Below are 15,257 nucleotides of genomic sequence, written 5' to 3' on the forward strand. Positions count from 1 at the left end.
GGGCGTGACGGGGCGGACGGGGAACGACCGGGGTGATTCTGCACCTCGCCGCCGGGCCGCAGCAGTCGACTTTCGGCTGTCACGGGTGGGGCGGGAGCGGCGTGGATTACGGATGGGAGAGGAGTGGGGCGGACTCCGCACGGCTCCGCAGGGTGTCCACGGCGACCTCCAGGAAGTCCCGTACGAGGGGGTCGTGTTCGTCCTCCGCGACGGCCAGGCAGAGCTCCACCGGCGGGGCGTCGGTGACGGGCCGGTACATCAGGTCGCCGCGCGGGTGCGAGTCCGCGACGCTGACCGGGACGAGCGCGACGGCCTGGCCCGAGGCTATGAGCTCGAACTTCTCGTCCAGCGAGGACACCGGACGGGTACGCCCGTCGAGCAGCGGCTCACCCTCCAGGTCGGCCCGTGTGACCTCCGGCCGGCCCGCCAGGCGGTGCGTCAGGGGCAGGCAGACCAGCTTGGCCTCGTGGCCCACCGGCACCGCGTGCAGACCCGCGTCGTCGAACGGCCGCCGCAGGTAGGCCACGTGGGCCCGGCCCTCGCGCAGGTCGAGGTCCATGCCCCGAAGCTACCCATGCCCGTACGGCATCAGTGCCGCGTCGCACCGATGCCCTGGTGGCATCAATGGGGACGCAAGGGTATTGGACGCCGGGACGGGCGCCTCGGAGACTCGACCCGTGATCGCCGCCGGGCTTCCGGGTGAGCGAGCGCTTGGTCCGAGCCTGTCCGGAACCCGCCTCTCCGCGCCCCCTGTCGTGAACATCACAGCCCCGGCGCACCCGCCCCCACGTCACGGCCGCGGCACGCCACCCGACGGCGCTGCACCCGCGCACACCCGTTTGAGGAGACCCCATGACCGACACCCGCAGGACCGCACTGATCGTCGGCGCCTCCCGCACCCTGGGCCTCGCCCTCGCCGCCGACTACCTGGCGCGCGGCTCCGAACAGGGGAGCGTCGGCCTGAACGCCCGGGGCGGCCAGGACCTGTACCGGGCGAGCAAGTCCGCCCTCAACCAGCTGATGCGCAGCTTCGCCGCCCGCCACGCCGACGACGCGTACACGCTGCTCCTGATGGACCCCGGCTGGGTCCGCACCGAACTGGGCGGACCCGAGACCGAGTTGAGCGTCGAGGAGAGCATTCCCGGAGTCACCGCGACCATCGAGGGCCACCGGGGCGAGCGGGGGCTCCACTTCGTGGACCACCTGGGCCGGGTCGTGGCCTGGTAGCCGCGGGGCGCGCGGGGGCGGGGTCACCTTCCTCCGCCGGCCGTGCCGATTCCTTGACCGACGGCCCCCGCGCCCGGGCTTCCGCCATCTGTGCGAGTAACGTCCAACCGGTCGACAGGTGCTCCCACCTGGGGTGATCACTCAGGCGAAGGTTTTGCGGTGTCCAAGATCCGGTAAAGGCCACCGCTCATGCCCCTGCTCGGCGCGCAGCCCCGAAGCGAGCTCCCCTACGATCATTTTCGGAGGCCGTCGTCGCGCCTCCTGCTCCGCACACGAGGAACCACCACGTCATGGAACGCTGCTCAGCCCCCAGTCACCACGACAGAGCCGGGAACGACCGGCTGGACCCGACCACCCGCGAGCGCTACTCGCAGGCGACGCCCGTGCGTTGCATGGGCCGCGTCTACCGCATCGACCCCACCCCTACCGGTGTCTGCTTCCGCGACATCACCGACCCGTTCCGCCACCAGGCCATCGGGACGGCGAGCCGCTCCGCCGACAACTCCGGCTGGGACGTGCACAATTCGCGCGGCCGCCTGCTGGCACGCGCCACCGAGACGCTCACCGCGATCGCCATCCTGCGCAGCGCGTACTGGCCCTGACGCCCGAACTGCCCGCGTACGCAGGGCAGTCCGCGTGCGACGAGGAGCCTGCGCACGAAGGTGATCGCGCGTACGCAGGGCCGTCCGCGTCACTCCACCAGTGACTGGGTCCCCACCACGGACAGCAGTGCCAGCCGCTCCGCGTCCGGTGACCCAGGTTCCGCGGTGTAGACCATGATGCGCAGGTCGTCGCCCGCGACCTGGAGCACGTCGCAGTCCAGCGTGAGCGCCCCCACCAGGGGGTGGTCGATCGTCTTGCGCGCGGCCCGGTGCTCGGCGGTCGCGCCCCTGGACCACAGCTCGGCGAAGCGGGTGCTGCCCGCCCGCAAGCGGGCCAGCAGGCTCCGCAGCGCCGGGTCGTCGGGATAGCGGGCCGCCGTGCGCCGCAGGTCGGCCACCAGGAGTTCCTGCAGCGCGCCGTTGGACTCCGGAGTGTGCCGCACCCGCGTCCGCGTACTCATGAACGCCCTCCAGACGCCGTTGAGTTCGTCGCCCTCCCACTCACCGATCAGCGCCGCGTGTAGCGGGTTGGCGAGCAACTGGGTCCAGGCCGCGTCGTACACGGCGACCGCCGCGCCGTCCAGCCGGTCCAGGACGCGGTGCACCCCGGGCGTGATGTGCCGGGGAACGACCCCGGGCCCGGGCACCGCCAGGCCCGCCAGGTGGAACAGGTGCTCCCGCTCCGCCCGGTCCAGGCGCAGCGCGCGGGCCAGCGCCTCGACGACCTGGGACGAGGGGTTGGCGGCGCGCCCCTGCTCCAGCCTGACGAGGTAGTCCGCCGAGATGCCCGCGAGCTGGGACAGCTCCTCGCGGCGCAGCCCCCGCGCGCGCCGCCGTCCGCCGGAGGGCAGGCCGACCGTGCCGGGGGCGAGGCGGTCGCGCCAGACGCGCAGCGCGTCACCGAGTTCCGTTCGAGGCATGCGTCCATTGTGGGCGCCGCACGGCGGGTTTTCCTGGTACTGCCGGTCCCAGGACGGCGGGGCTACTGTCTGCGGCCGCCCGCGACGCGCACGCTGGAACCAGGACCGCCACGCGGTCGCACCACGCGCACTACTCGCACCACCCGCACCACGGAGGGACCACCCCATGAGCAAGCTCGCCCTCGTCACCGGCGCCACCTCGGGCATCGGCAAGGCCTTCGCCGAGCGGTTCGCCGCCGAAGGACACGACCTGATCGTCGTCGGACGGCGCACCGAGCGGCTGGAGGAGTTCGCCGCCGCCCACCCCGAGGTCGCGGTCCGCGTGGTCACGGCGGACCTGGCCACCAGTGAGGGCGTGGACGCCGTCGCCGCGCTCTGCGCCCGGGAACCGCTGGACGTCCTGGTGAACAACGCGGGCGTCGCCCACTACATGCCGCTCGCCGACCTGCCGGCCGACAAGGCCCGCGAGCTGGTCAGCGTCAAGGTCCTCGCGCCCACCCTGCTCACCCACGCCGTCGTCGGCGGGATGCTGGAGCGCGGCCTGGGCACCGTCATCAACGTCGCCGGGATGATCGCCTTCAGCGGCCCTGCCGACCCCTCCGTGATGCCGCGCCGCGCGATCTACACCGGCACCCTCGCGCACCTCGTCGCCATGAGCCAGACCCTCGCCGCCGAGCTGGACGGCACGGGCGTCGGCGTGCACGTGGTCTGCCCGGGCGTGGTGGCCACCGAGTTCCACTCGGCCCAGGGCCTCGACCTGAGCGCGGTGCCCCGGATGAGCCCGGAGGACGTGGTGACCGGGGCGCTGCGCGGCATCGAGCTGGGCGAGACGGTCAGCGCCCCCGGCGTCGAGGACTACGACCTCCTGCGGACCGTGTTCTCCGCCGACCTCGCCGCCTTCGGAGGCCAGAGCCCGGCGCTGGCCTCCCGCTACCGCACGAGCTGACCCGGCCCGGCTTGCGACGACGGCTCCGGGCCGCGTCCCCGGACCACGTCCTCGTCCGCTACGTCTCCGTCCGCGCCCCGGCCGCCGCGGCCTCCCTGTCCGCGCCGCGCAGTTCCGCCGCGAACTGCGCGCCCGCGAGCAGCGCCAGGTTCGACAGCCACAGCCAGATCAGGAAGACGACGATGCCCGCGAGCGACCCGTACAGACGGCTGTACGTACCGAGCACCGAGGTGTACACGGCGAAGCCCGCGGAGACGATCAGCCACAGGGCGGCGGCCAGCGCCCCGCCCGGCAAGCTGTAGCGGCGCCGGCGGGCCGGGGGCGGCCCCGTGTGGAACACGATGACCACGAGCACCGCCACCAGCACGAGCAGCAGCGGCCAGCGCACCGCGCCCCAGATCAGCGGAACCGTTCCGTCCATGTGCAGGAACTCCCCGATCGCCTCCGCGATCGGACCCGTCAGCATCAGCACCAGCGCGCTGACCAGCAGCAGCGAGAGCAGCACCAGGGCGGTGGCGACGATGCGGTGCGCCTTGCGCCACGGCGAGCGCCGGTCCGGGATGCGGTGCATGCTGTGCAGCGCCCGTCGGAAGACCGCCAGGTAGCTGCAGGACGACCACAGCGCGCTGGCGCCGCCCGCGGCGAGCAGCGTCCAGGCCGCCTTCTGCTCGGTCAGCATCCCGGCGAGCACCTCGTGCAGGGAGGCGCCCGACTGGCCGGGCGCGTAGTGCGTGACGTGAGCGATGAACTTCTCCGCCGTGTCCGGGCTGATCAGCCCGAAGGACAGCACGGTGACCAGCATCGCCGGGAGCACCGCGAGGATCGAGTAGTACGTGAGCGCCGCCGCGTAGTCGGCGACGTCGTCGTTCCACATGGTCACCGGCGTACGGCGCAGGGCGGGCCACCAGCGCCGGCCGGACCGGGCGGAGGAGCGGGGGGAATCGGTCGCGTGGTCGTGGGCGGCGGGCTGTGCGTCAGCGGACATGCGGCTTCCGGTGTGCGCGGTGGCCGAACCGCAGCCGCGCGTCGAGCGTGTAGGGGACGGTGGCGCGTTCGGCCTCGGCGACGAGGGCCGTGAGGGGTTCGATGACGGTCTCCGGTGGGGTGTCCGGGTCCAGCCGCACGTACAGGGACAGCCGCAGGTGCTGTCGACGTGCGTGCAGGTCGGCGCGGCAATGGGCGATGCCGTCGATGGTAGCGGCGCGCTCGGACAGGGCCGCCGACAGCGCGTGCGTGCGCAGGGATCCGCCGGGCGCGGCGAGCGGCAGCCGGGAGCGGCCCCGGACGACGAGCTGTCCGGCGAACCACCACACGAGCAGCAGGGTCAGGACCGCGCCGCCCGCGATGACCGCGGGCGTCCACCAGTCGTGGGCCCGCAGGTCGGCCAGCGCGTCACGGTCCCACAGCGCGCTGTCGGGGGAGGGGACGGGCCACCACGAGGGCAGCCGGCCGACGACGGAGGTCCCGGCCGTGGCCAGCCAGGCGCCACCGGCGAGCAGGGCGAGACCGACGGCGGCGAGTGCGCCTCGGTTGGCGGTGGTACGCGGCTGGGGCATCAGGGGCCGTCTTTCCTGAGCGGAACGGGCGGAGTGCCGTGCGGGGGCGTGCCGTACGCGGGCGTGCCGTCAGTGGACGCGGACGGGTCGTACGCGGAGGCGCCCCCGGTGGACGCGGTCTCCTCGGGCGCCTGCCACGCGGCGTCCGGCACCACCGACACCTTCGGGCGGAGCGGCCGTCGCAGCAGGCACCCCCGCAGGGCGAGCCCGGTGGCCTCCAGGGCCTGCGCGCGCGCCGCCCCGACCTCGCCGAAGGCCAGCACCGCACGGACGCGCACCCGCCTGCGGCCGACCCGCACCCGTACCGCCGCGACCCCGTCGACGTCACCGACCGCGTCGCGCACCAGCGACGCCACCGCCTGGCGGTCCACCACGGCGGTGACGGGACCCCCGGGCGCCGCCAGGACCAGCAGCCCCCGGCGCCCCGGGGTGAGCGCGAGCACCAGCAGCCAGGCGCCCAGCACCACCGCCACCAGACCGGCCACGCGCAGTGGCAGCTGGCCGGGACCGTGCCCGGCCAGCCAGTCCACCGCCCGGGTCCGCCACAGGGCGGCCGGGGCGCCGGTGGCGTGCACCCGTACGACATCGGCGGTCACCGCGCCGCAGGCCGCGGCCGCAAGGAGCAGCACTACCGCCGTGGGGCCGCGCCGGGCCGACCACCAGCGGCGCGGGGCACGCGCCCCGGGCCCGTCGGCCGCCACCGGCTCCACGTCCCGGGCCGCCGAAGCGGCGAGCCGGGTCGTGGTCAGCCGGGGCCGGGCGACGTCCAGTCCGGTCAGCTGCCCGGTGCGCTCGGCCACGTACGCCTGCACGTCGCGCGCCGTCTCCGAGAGCGGAGCCGGGTAGGGCAGCGTCACCCGCAGGGCCACGGCCGCCCGCCGTCCGCGCACGGTCGCCGAACCCCGCACGTCACCGGCGGCCGAGGCGGGCAGCACCTCGCCCGCCGCCCGCTGGGCGATCTTGCGCACGGCCTTCTCCGACACGGTCGTCGTGCCGCGCAGGGCGGCGGCGGTCCGTGCGGGCTCCCGCGCGGCACGGACCGCCGCGTGCGGCTCCCCGGTGGCGGGGGAGCGCCGCGCCGGGGTCGTCATCGACGGCCCCGTTCGAACAGGTCACGCAGGTCGCGCGGCTGCCCGCCGCCGTCAAGCCACGTACCCACGGCGTACCCGGCGCCGCCGAGCGCGGCGACGAGCAGGAAGGCCAAGAACCCCCCGAAGTAGCCGGCGAACGCCAGCGCCATTCCCACGAACATCCCGACAACCGCTCTGCTCATCTCTCCCGCCTCCCGCCGGCCGCTCCGGGTTCACCGGAGCGCCGCGCCGCGCACCTGTCGTCCAACGCCGGTCCGCCCGCGGGTCACTCGACGCGGGACTCGGCCGGGGACTCGTCGTCGCCGTCGTCGGGCAGGTGGACGTCGTTGATGGTGATGTTGACCTCCACCACATCGAGGCCGGTGATGCGCTCCACCGCGCCGATCACGTTCTCCCGCACGTCGGTGGCGACGTCCGCGATGGACACGCCGTACTCCACGACCAGGTCCAGGTCGATCGCGGTCTGCCGCTCGCCCACCTCGACCTTCACGCCGCGGCTGACGTTGGGGCGTCCGCCGGGGACGCGGTCGCGCACCACGCCGATGGTCCGGGACAGGCCGCCGCCCATGTCGTGCACCCCGGGGATCTCACGCGCCGCGATGCCCGCCACCTTCACGACGACCACGTCGGCGATCGAGGTCTTCCCCCGGGTCCCGGCGGGCTCGTTCACACCGGCGACACCCAGGGCGACGTCGGTCGTGCCCGAAGCCGGCTTGTCCGTACGCGGCAGGGAGATGCCCTGGGCCTGCGGAGCCGACTGCTGGATGGTCATGGCTGTACGTCCTCTCGCCGGGCGCCGCACGGTGCGGCGCCGCGATGTGCTGTCACTCAAGGGACACCGGCGAGTGCCGGCTGTGACGCGTCTGCCCGGAAAAACTTCCGGCACCCACGTCCGGACACCCGGCCGGAGGCCCTGATTCCGCACACTGTCGGTGGCCCGGGACCCGGCCGGGTGAACCCCGCGGTGCGCCGCGCCGCGGAGGAATCACAATGAGGGACCGGAACACCCGTCACACACGCCGGGCCGACGTGTCCCACCAGTAGCACCGAAACGAGAGGAGTCGCCCCGTGGCGGGGGATCTCACACCGACCAGGCCACCCGATCAGGTGGTATCCGATGACGCGCTGTTGACCGTGCGGGCGGTCGAGGGCGACGAGGAGGCCTTCGCCGTACTCGTCCGTCAGCACGCCCCGGTCCTGGTGCGGTTGGCCGTACGGCTGCTCGGCGACCGTACGGAGGCGGAGGACGCCGTGCAGGACGCGCTCATCAGCGCCTGGCGCAGGCTCCCCGAGTTCCGCGGCGACTCCGCCTTCGGCACCTGGCTCTACCGCATCGTCACCAACCGCTGCCTCAACGTCCTGCGGGCCCGCAGGCCCCGCGCCGAGCTGGAGGACGCGGAACTTCTCGCCGCGCCCGAGCACACCGTGGCACCCGACCGCATCACCGAGGGGCGCGCCGCCGTGGACGCGCTGTACGGAGCACTGGCGGAGCTCTCCGCGGAACAACGCACCTGCTGGGTGCTCAGAGAGCTGGACGGCCAGTCCTACGACTTCATCGCGGACGCGGTCGGCATCACCCAGCAGGCCGTCCGCGCCCGCGTCTTCCGCGCCCGACGCCAACTGACCGACTCCTTGGGGGCCTGGCGATGACCACACGCATCCACCCGCCCGACGCACCCCCGCCGCCCGACGACGAACAGCTCCCCTGCGGACGGCTGCTCTCCGACGTCTGGGCGGACTGGGAGGACGGCGTCACCGACCCGCACCGCGACACCTGCCCGCACTGCCGGGAGGCCGTCGCCGAACTGGAGCGCCTGGAAACGGCCGTGGGGCGGCTGCGCGAGGCCACCGAGGACGAGGACGGGTACGACGCCGCCTCGCTGACGGAGCGCGTCATGGACGTCGTACGCCTGGAACTGCGCCCCGGCCGCCCGCTGCCGCTGGGCGGACCCGAGGAGGACAGCTGGGTCATGGAGTCGGTGGCCGCCCGCGCGCTGCGCGCCGCCGCCGAGGAGGTCCCGGGCGTACGGGCCGGCTCCTGCCGGATCGAACCCGTGCCCGGGGCGGACACCAGCCGGGTCACCGTGACCCTCGGCGTCCACGTCCCGCTCACCACCGCCCACCTGCCCGAACTCGCCGACCGGATCCGCGCCCGGGTCAGGCGGGCCGCCGACGCCGGGATCGGCCTGGACGTCGTCGGCGTCGACGTGCACGTCACCGACTTCACCGACGCGGCGGACGACCGCCAGGAGGGCACCGGCCGATGACCGCGCACCCGCTCAGCGACACCCTGGCCACGGCCGTGCAGGAGGTGCCCGGCGTCGCCTTCCTCACCCCCGGCATCACCGACCGGCTCCTGTCGGCGTTCGACCGCTCCCGGGCCCCGGGCGCCTCGTCCGCCGCGGTGCGGATCAGCGCCGCCGACGGCACGGGCCCGGCGACGGTCGACGTCCGCGTCGTCACCCGCGCGAACACCCGCACCCTGGACGTCACCCGGGCCATCCGCACCGCGCTCGGACCCCACCTGGCGCTCGCCTACCCGGAGCGGGACGTACGGGTCACGGTGACGGTGACCGGCATGGTGTGACCGCGCGGGGCACCCGGCGGGAAGGCCCGTCCGGGTGCCCGGCCGTCACCAGCGGCTCACCAGACCGCGGCGGCCGACACCGGCGCCGTCAGCCACAGGTACAGCAGCGCCGTCCACACCCCGGTCGCCGCGGCGCAGCGCCTCAGCCGTCTGTGCCGCGCGGGCGACACCGGGTCGACGCCCCCGCCCACGGCCACCACAGGTACCCGCGGGCGCCGCCCGGTCACCAGGGCCCGGGGCACCCGGAGCCGTACCTGCTGCGCCGGTACGGGACGGGCCGGTGCCCCCGGTCCGGCGTCCGGCTCCCGCCGCGCGCCCGACCACAGGCCCGTCGCCCCTCCCGGCTCCTGCCGCTGCCCCGGCGCGGAGCCCCGCCCGAAGTCCCGCCCGAGCCCCGGCCCCTGCCCCAGACCCGCCAGGAACCGGCCGTACGCCGCACGGCGAGCACCGCGCGGCTCGCTCTGGCCGGTCTCCCAGGACCGGACGGTCGCCGTCGTGACGCCGAAGGCCTCGGCGACCTGCTGACGGCTCAGGCCCCAGGCCTCGCGCACCTGCTGACGGCGGCGCGGCGGGGGCAGGGCGACGGAGTGGCGCGGGGGGACGACGTGCCGTACGGCTTCATGTGTACTCATGACAAGTCGGACAATCCGGAGGTCCGAATGGCACGCTGTTCCCGTGGATATCACCCGTGCGGCGCAGCAACGCGGACCCGGCACCCGTACGGAGGAACCCGGTCAACGCCCGTCGTACGGGGTCACCCTCCGATAGGCGGCCCGGGCGTGCGCGATGCGGCCGGTCACGGTACCCAGCAGCGCGGCGCCCAGCAGGCACGCCATCCACTCGGGGTCCCGGTGGCCGGCCCAGGACAGTTCGCCGGTGGGGGCGGTGCCGAAGACGTTCAGGAACATCCAGCACAGCAGCGCCGTACCCGGGGCGGCGGTGAACCGGCCGCGCAGCCCGAGGAGCGCCGCGAGCAGTGACAGCACGGCGAGCGCGAACCCCGTTTCGTCCCCGGCGTCCAGGGCGTAGAGCAGCCCCATGAAGGCGGCGGCGCCGACCGCGGCGGCGGTCCACGTCAGGGGCGCGGCGGCCGGTGAGGGCACGGGCCTCACACCGGTCGCGATACGGCGCCAGACCAGCATGTTCCACTCCTGTCTCGTCCCGCCGCGCCCCGCCAGGCGACGGTGCCGAACGCCACCGCCGTGGGGTGCCCCCGGGGCTCCCGCGCGTCGTCCCTATCTACTCGCCCCGTACGGATCCGTCCATGACGAGCCCCACAGTGCGCTGCCACCGCGCCTCCGTGAGACCCCCGTCCGCCCTCCGCCCCAGCGGCCCGTCGAAGGCCGCCGGCGGAGGCGGAGCACCGGTGGCGTCCTCCCGGATCCGGGCCGCACGCGGGGGCGGTGGCGGGCGGTCAGTGGGCGGTGCGGCTGCCGGACCAGGCCCGCCAGAGCGTGGCGTAGGGGCCGTCGGCCGCGCGCAGCCGCTCGTGGGTGCCCACCTCGACGACCCGCCCGGCCTCCAGCACGACGATCCGGTCCGCGGCGACCGCCTGCGTCAGCCGGTGGGCCACCACCAGCGCGGTCCGTCCGGACAGGGCGGCCTCGGCGGAGCGTTCGAGGACCCGGGCCCCGGCGCTGCCCGCCTCGGCGGTCGCCTCGTCGAGCACGGCGACGGCCGGGTCGGCAAGCACGAGCCGGGCCAGGGCGAGTTGCTGGGCGCGCGCCGGGTCGAGCCGGTGACCGCCCTCGCCGACCACGGTGTCCAGACCCTCGGGCAGCGCCTGCGCCCACTCCAGTGCGTGCACCGTGGCGAGCGCCGCGCGCAACTCGTCGTCGGCGGCCCCCGGGCGGGCCAGCCGCAGGTCCTCGGCGAGGGTCCCGCTGAACACGTGGACCTCCTGCGTGACCAGCGCGACCTCCGTCCCGGTCGCGGCGGGCGCCAGGCGCACCTCGCCCTCGGTGGGCCGCTGGACGCCCGCCACGATCCGGGCGAGCGTCGACTTGCCGGCGCCGCTGGTGCCCACCAGGGCCACGTGCTCGCCCTGTTCGAGGGTGAGCGACACCTCGTGCAGGACCGGGCGGCCGGGGCCGTAGGAGTGGCCGACCGCGTGCACGGTGACGGCCGGCTTGCCCGGCGCACGGACGGCGGCGGACGCGTCGTCCGCACCTGTCCCACCCGCCGTACCCACCCCACCCGTCGTACGCGGCAGGGGCGCCTCCTCGCGCAGATCGGTCACGCCCACCAGGCGAGCGAGGCCCGCCGCCGCCGACTGGGCGTCGTCGAGCAGCACCAGCGCGGCGTTGACCGGCCCGAACAGGCTGTGGAAGTACAGCGCTGCCGCCGTGGCCGTACCCACCGACACGGCGTCCTCGCGCACCAGCCAGTACCCGGCGAACAGTACGGCCGCCAGGCCCAGGTACTCCGCGATGTGCAGCCGCTGGTAGAAGCCGAGCACCAGGTCGACCCCGCGCATGGTCAGGGCCACCGCGTCGCGCGAGCGCACGGCGCTGCGCTCGGTGTGCTCCGCGCCGAGCAGGTGCCCGCGCACGGTCGCCGCCCCGCCGACGGTCTCCAGGAGCTGTTGCTGCTGCGCCCCGTTGGCGACGCGCTGCTCCGCGTACAGGGTGAGCGCGCGGCGTACGTACCACCGCGCGGTCAGCAGTTGCACCGGCACCGCGAGGAGCGCCGCCAGCAGGAACCGCCAGTCGAGCACCGCCAGCGCGCCCAGCGTCAGCACGATCGCCAGGGTGGAACGGGCCATCTCGGGCAGCGCCGAACGCACCGCCTCCGCCACCCGCGCCACGTCACCGGTGACCCGGGCCGTCAGGTCGCCGGCCCCGGCGCGCTCGAGGCGGTCGGCGGGCAGCGCCAGCGCCCGCTCGACGAACTCCTCGCGCAGCCGGGCCAGCACCCGCTCGCCCAGCTGGGCCACCTGCGCCAGACCGACCGTCGTGGTGACGCCCTGCGCCACCGCGACGACCGCCAACAGCACGATGGGAAGCGTAAGTTCGGAGGCGCCTCGGCCGTCGGCGACGATGTCGACCACCCGGCCGAGCAGCGGCTGCACCAGCAGGCCCACCGCGGTCGCGGCGACCAGCACCCCCAGGCCGAGCACCGCGCGCCACCGGTCGGGCCGCACCAGCACGCGCAGCGCGGCCCAGGTGCGGGCCGGGGTGGCCACCGGCAGCAGCTCGCGGCCGGACTCCGGCGCGGCCGCGGTGGCCTGGGCGCCCTCGGGGAACGCGGTCATGTGAGCACCACCGAACGGTAGACGGGATGGTCGCGCACGAGCTCGTCGTGCGCGCCCTCGGCGGCCAGCGCGCCGCCGTCGATCAGCACCACCCGGTCGGTGGCGGCCAGGAGCGCCGGACTGCTGGTCACCAGCACCGTCGTACGGCCCTCGCGGTGACGGCGCACACCGGCGGCGATCCGCGCCTCGGTCGCCGCGTCCACGGCCGTGGTCGGGTCGTGGACCACCAGCACGCCGCGCCCGGCGGCGAGCGCGCGGGCCAGCGCGACCCGCTGGCGCTGCCCGCCCGACAGGGCGCTGCCGCGCTCGCCGATCCGGCCGTCCACCCCGCCGTCGACGGCGGAGGCGACCTCGTCCACCGCGGCCGCCTCCATCGCGGCCCGCGGGTCGGTGCCCTCGGGGGCGGCGGCCGTGACGTTCTCCAGGAGGGTGCCGTCGAAGAGCTGCGCGTCGTGGTCGGCCACCAGGACCGCCGCGCGCAGCGCCTCGGGCGCCAGCTCCGCGAGCGGTACGCCGTCCAGCTCGACGACGCCCGCGTCGGGGTCGCGGCGCCTGGCCAGGCAGTGCAGCAGCGCCGCCGCGTGCGCGGGGTCGGTGACCACCACGCCCAGGTGTTCGCCCGCTCGCACGGTTAGGTCGAGGTCCCGCAGGCCGTCGTGCGCCAGAGCGCGCAGCCGCACCTCGCCGACGGTCGGCAGCGCGGGCTCGGCTGTGCCCCCCGCTACCTCGCCGGGGGAGGAGAGCACCTGCGCGATCCGGGTGGCGGAGGCCCGCGCCTTGGCGAGCTCCGCGCCCACCCAGGCCAGCGTCGCCACCGGCCCCGGCAGGAAGAGCGCGAGGCCGACCGCCGAGACCAGCGCGCCCAGGCCGATCGAGTCACTGAGCACCAGGCGCGCGCCGACCAGCGCCACCAGGGCGATGAACAGGCCCGTCAGCGTCAGCATCAGGCCCGTCTGCAGCGCCGCCGCGCGCGCCGCGCGCACACTGGCCGCCCGCGCGCCCTGGCTGGTGCCCCGGTAGCGCGCGACCGCCGCGGCCTCGGCCCGCAGCCCCTTCAGCACCCGCACCCCGGCGACCAGGTCGGCCGCGACGCCGGACGCGTCCGCGGCCCGCTCCTGCTCGGCCTCGCTGCGCGCCTCCAGGGGACGCGCGAGGAAGTGCCCGAGCGCCATCAGGGCGGGAGCGCCCAAGAGGACGAGCAGGCCCAGCGGTACGGAGGCGCGGAGCAGCAGCACCGCGCCCGCCACGGCGCCGACGACCGCGGCGACGCCCATCGTCAGCGCCATGTTGAAGGCCCCGACCCGGCGCGCGTCCTCGGTCGCGACGTTCACCAGCGCACCCGGAGGACGCCCCGCCTCGGCCCCGCCGCGCGGCGCCAGGATGCGGCGTACGAGATCCATGCGCAGCTCGTGCCCGGCCTGTTCGGCGGCGCGCTCACCGGCCTTGGCCCCGAACCGGAAGCCGTACGAGAGCACGGCGTAGACCAGGGCGAGCACCACGAGCCAGGCGCCGAGCGCGCCCGCGTCGGGGCGGGCGACCGCGCGGTCCACGACCACACCGATCAGCACCGGTACGAGTGCCTCGCACAGCTGGTGCGCCGAGCCCAGCAAGGAGCCGGCCACCACGTCCCCGCGCTGTCCCCTGACAGCGCGGCGTATGACGTCCCGCCCGGACGTGTCTGCGCCCACCCCAACCGCTCCTCGTCCCACGCCGTGTCACCGGGGCCGGCACGTGTCCCCAAGGCCGCACCCCTGATCATGAAAAGGTAAGGCTTACCTTAACCTCACGCGGTCGCGGTCGTTCAAGGGCTACCCGACGTGACCGTGCCACGCTCCGTCGATGCGGCGGTGGGAGTGGTCGAACTGTGCGGCAGTTGCTACTTGATCTGCGGTTTTGTCCACCCGAGGGCAAGGTCGCGCGACGTGCGCGACGGTGCCGGATCCAGTGACCGAGAGTAACGGTTTGCGCACGTAAAGATCTGGGTGTGGCGTGCTCGGTTAAATGTCTTGATTTATGACGCCGCCCGTAGACTCGCCACAACGCAAAGGGGAGTTCCCCGGGTTCACGGCCCGGGAACCTGCCGGTACGGACTCCCCGCGTGGCGCCCCGCCAACCCGAGTCGCAGACCGAGTGGAGATGCCATTTTGCACCAGCCCAGCAACAAGCGTCCGTCGCTCACCGCACTGCCGGCCGCGCTGCGCGCATCGCTGCGCCAGTGGAGCCGCAGGCACGGGCGCGCGGTCTGTCACCAGATGCTGCGCGGCGCCGCCTACAGCGCCGGATCCGGAGCCGTCAGCCTCTTCGTCGTCTGGTTCCAGAACCACATGTGACACCCGCCGGACCGCTCGTCAGAGGATCGGCGCGGCGGCCCGTACGGCACCGTGGACGGCGCGCGCGAGCCGGGCGCCCCACGTCGAACGAGGGCCCGCGAAGGCCTCGACTCCCGTACCGGGCAACGGAGTTCGCGCCGCCACGCACACCGCGTCGGTCGGCGTCCCCGAGCAGTCGTAGCCGCTGTCGAGCAGGGCCTGCACCTTCGCCTCGGTGGCGGTGGCGACCGCGTTGACCAGCGCCCCGTCGGTCAGTGCCACCGGCAGGGCGACCACGATGTTCACCGTGCCCGGCCGCGTCGGCGCCGCCGACCCCTCGGCAGGTGAGGCCGCCCAGCCGCGCACGCCGAGCCCCGCCGTGGCCACGACCTCGACACCGCCGTCTCCGCTCCGGCCGTACGCCGTGATGTCCGCGGCCGTCATCAGGCCCACCCCGGGCCCGGTCGCACCCGCGGCCGCCGCCAGGCGGGCCAGGTGCCGGGCGGGATCGGTGCGCCGGTAGCCGTGCGACACCTGCGCGTTGAGGACCCACTCGCGGGCGCCGACACCCCCGCCGAGGACCGCGCTGCTGACCATCCGCCAGCCGGTGCCGGCCCGCCACAGGTGCGCGGGCAGCACCTCGCCGTCCTCGATCCGCGTGAGGGCCTCTATCCGGAGCGGACCCGTCGGGAGCGGACCTGCGGCGGTGCGGGGTGACGGAACGGCGGCGCTCACCGGGGTCTCTCCTCGGTCGACGGATGACCGG

General features: G+C 75.1%; 19 protein-coding genes. 7 read left to right on the forward strand and 12 right to left on the reverse strand.

Annotated elements, in window-relative coordinates; genetic code table 11:
• Nucleotides 1-106 precede the first annotated feature (106 nt).
• Nucleotides 107-559: a LysR substrate-binding domain-containing protein gene (locus ABT160_RS33160; protein ID WP_351651652.1), complete on the reverse strand. Its 453-nt coding sequence runs from the start codon at nucleotides 557-559 to the stop codon at nucleotides 107-109.
• Between the two features lie 293 nt (nucleotides 560-852).
• Between ABT160_RS33160 and ABT160_RS33165 the strand changes: the two genes are divergently transcribed.
• Nucleotides 853-1,227 (forward strand): Rossmann-fold NAD(P)-binding domain-containing protein, encoded by a 375-nt coding sequence (locus ABT160_RS33165; RefSeq protein WP_351651653.1) that lies wholly within the window; start codon nucleotides 853-855, stop codon nucleotides 1,225-1,227.
• 290 nt (nucleotides 1,228-1,517) lie between these two features.
• Complete coding sequence (locus ABT160_RS33170; RefSeq protein WP_351651654.1) at nucleotides 1,518-1,829, forward strand: hypothetical protein; 312 nt, start codon at nucleotides 1,518-1,520, stop codon at nucleotides 1,827-1,829.
• Nucleotides 1,830-1,918: 89 nt separating this feature from the next.
• Here the strand turns inward: ABT160_RS33170 and ABT160_RS33175 are convergent, their stop codons facing one another.
• Nucleotides 1,919-2,749 (reverse strand): helix-turn-helix transcriptional regulator, encoded by an 831-nt coding sequence (locus ABT160_RS33175; RefSeq protein WP_351651655.1) that lies wholly within the window; start codon nucleotides 2,747-2,749, stop codon nucleotides 1,919-1,921.
• A 166-nt stretch (nucleotides 2,750-2,915) separates the two neighbouring features.
• Here ABT160_RS33175 and ABT160_RS33180 point away from each other — a divergent pair, with 166 nt between their 5' ends.
• A complete protein-coding gene (locus ABT160_RS33180; RefSeq protein ID WP_351651656.1) occupies nucleotides 2,916-3,695 on the forward strand; it encodes an SDR family NAD(P)-dependent oxidoreductase in 780 nt (259 codons plus the stop codon).
• A gap of 58 nt (nucleotides 3,696-3,753) precedes the next feature.
• Here ABT160_RS33180 and ABT160_RS33185 read toward each other — a convergent pair whose 3' ends face one another.
• The 5 genes from ABT160_RS33185 to ABT160_RS33205 form a co-directional block, all read right to left on the reverse strand.
• Nucleotides 3,754-4,680, reverse strand: a complete 927-nt coding sequence (locus ABT160_RS33185; RefSeq protein WP_502984345.1) for a YihY/virulence factor BrkB family protein — start codon at nucleotides 4,678-4,680, stop codon at nucleotides 3,754-3,756.
• A complete protein-coding gene (locus ABT160_RS33190) occupies nucleotides 4,670-5,251 on the reverse strand; it encodes an Asp23/Gls24 family envelope stress response protein (protein ID WP_351651657.1) in 582 nt (193 codons plus the stop codon). Before ABT160_RS33190 ends, ABT160_RS33185 begins: the two co-directional genes overlap by 11 nt.
• A complete protein-coding gene (locus ABT160_RS33195; RefSeq protein WP_351651658.1) occupies nucleotides 5,251-6,342 on the reverse strand; it encodes a DUF6286 domain-containing protein in 1,092 nt (363 codons plus the stop codon). The genes ABT160_RS33190 and ABT160_RS33195 overlap by 1 nt, the downstream gene beginning before the upstream one ends.
• Nucleotides 6,339-6,524, reverse strand: coding sequence for a hypothetical protein (locus ABT160_RS33200; RefSeq protein ID WP_351651659.1), 186 nt, complete (start codon nucleotides 6,522-6,524; stop codon nucleotides 6,339-6,341). The genes ABT160_RS33195 and ABT160_RS33200 overlap by 4 nt, the downstream gene beginning before the upstream one ends.
• Nucleotides 6,525-6,607: 83 nt before the next feature.
• On the reverse strand, nucleotides 6,608-7,114 hold the full coding sequence (locus tag ABT160_RS33205; protein ID WP_351651660.1) for an Asp23/Gls24 family envelope stress response protein: 507 nt from the start codon (nucleotides 7,112-7,114) through the stop codon (nucleotides 6,608-6,610).
• A 296-nt stretch (nucleotides 7,115-7,410) separates the two neighbouring features.
• Here ABT160_RS33205 and ABT160_RS33210 point away from each other — a divergent pair, with 296 nt between their 5' ends.
• From ABT160_RS33210 to ABT160_RS33220, 3 genes are read left to right on the forward strand one after another with little or no spacing between them, the layout of a single operon-like run.
• Nucleotides 7,411-7,992, forward strand: a complete 582-nt coding sequence (locus tag ABT160_RS33210) for an RNA polymerase sigma factor (RefSeq protein WP_502984346.1) — start codon at nucleotides 7,411-7,413, stop codon at nucleotides 7,990-7,992.
• Nucleotides 7,989-8,609 carry an Asp23/Gls24 family envelope stress response protein gene (locus tag ABT160_RS33215; protein ID WP_351651662.1) on the forward strand — a complete coding sequence of 207 codons (621 nt, stop codon included), beginning with the start codon at nucleotides 7,989-7,991 and terminating at the stop codon, nucleotides 8,607-8,609. Before ABT160_RS33210 ends, ABT160_RS33215 begins: the two co-directional genes overlap by 4 nt.
• Nucleotides 8,606-8,929, forward strand: coding sequence for a hypothetical protein (locus tag ABT160_RS33220; RefSeq protein WP_351651663.1), 324 nt, complete (start codon nucleotides 8,606-8,608; stop codon nucleotides 8,927-8,929). Before ABT160_RS33215 ends, ABT160_RS33220 begins: the two co-directional genes overlap by 4 nt.
• Before the next feature lie 56 nt (nucleotides 8,930-8,985).
• Here ABT160_RS33220 and ABT160_RS33225 read toward each other — a convergent pair whose 3' ends face one another.
• The 4 genes from ABT160_RS33225 to ABT160_RS33240 all read right to left on the reverse strand — a co-directional run bounded on the left by ABT160_RS33225 (nucleotide 8,986) and on the right by ABT160_RS33240 (nucleotide 13,870).
• Nucleotides 8,986-9,561, reverse strand: coding sequence for a helix-turn-helix domain-containing protein (locus ABT160_RS33225; protein ID WP_351651664.1), 576 nt, complete (start codon nucleotides 9,559-9,561; stop codon nucleotides 8,986-8,988).
• A 102-nt stretch (nucleotides 9,562-9,663) separates the two neighbouring features.
• On the reverse strand, nucleotides 9,664-10,071 hold the full coding sequence (locus tag ABT160_RS33230; protein WP_351651665.1) for a hypothetical protein: 408 nt from the start codon (nucleotides 10,069-10,071) through the stop codon (nucleotides 9,664-9,666).
• Nucleotides 10,072-10,343: 272 nt separating this feature from the next.
• Nucleotides 10,344-12,182 carry an ABC transporter ATP-binding protein gene (locus ABT160_RS33235; RefSeq protein WP_351651666.1) on the reverse strand — a complete coding sequence of 613 codons (1,839 nt, stop codon included), beginning with the start codon at nucleotides 12,180-12,182 and terminating at the stop codon, nucleotides 10,344-10,346.
• The gene (locus tag ABT160_RS33240; RefSeq protein WP_351651667.1) at nucleotides 12,179-13,870 is read right to left on the reverse strand and encodes an ABC transporter ATP-binding protein; all 1,692 of its coding nucleotides are present in this window, start codon (nucleotides 13,868-13,870) and stop codon (nucleotides 12,179-12,181) included. The genes ABT160_RS33235 and ABT160_RS33240 overlap by 4 nt, the downstream gene beginning before the upstream one ends.
• Before the next feature lie 456 nt (nucleotides 13,871-14,326).
• Between ABT160_RS33240 and ABT160_RS33245 the strand changes: the two genes are divergently transcribed.
• Nucleotides 14,327-14,512: a hypothetical protein gene (locus ABT160_RS33245; protein WP_351651668.1), complete on the forward strand. Its 186-nt coding sequence runs from the start codon at nucleotides 14,327-14,329 to the stop codon at nucleotides 14,510-14,512.
• An 18-nt stretch (nucleotides 14,513-14,530) separates the two neighbouring features.
• Here ABT160_RS33245 and ABT160_RS33250 read toward each other — a convergent pair whose 3' ends face one another.
• On the reverse strand, nucleotides 14,531-15,226 hold the full coding sequence (locus ABT160_RS33250) for an adenosylcobinamide amidohydrolase (RefSeq protein WP_351651669.1): 696 nt from the start codon (nucleotides 15,224-15,226) through the stop codon (nucleotides 14,531-14,533).
• Nucleotides 15,227-15,257: the final 31 nt, after the last annotated feature.

It is taken from the genome of Streptomyces sp. NPDC001941 (genome assembly GCF_040296945.1).
Classification (GTDB): domain Bacteria; phylum Actinomycetota; class Actinomycetes; order Streptomycetales; family Streptomycetaceae; genus Streptomyces.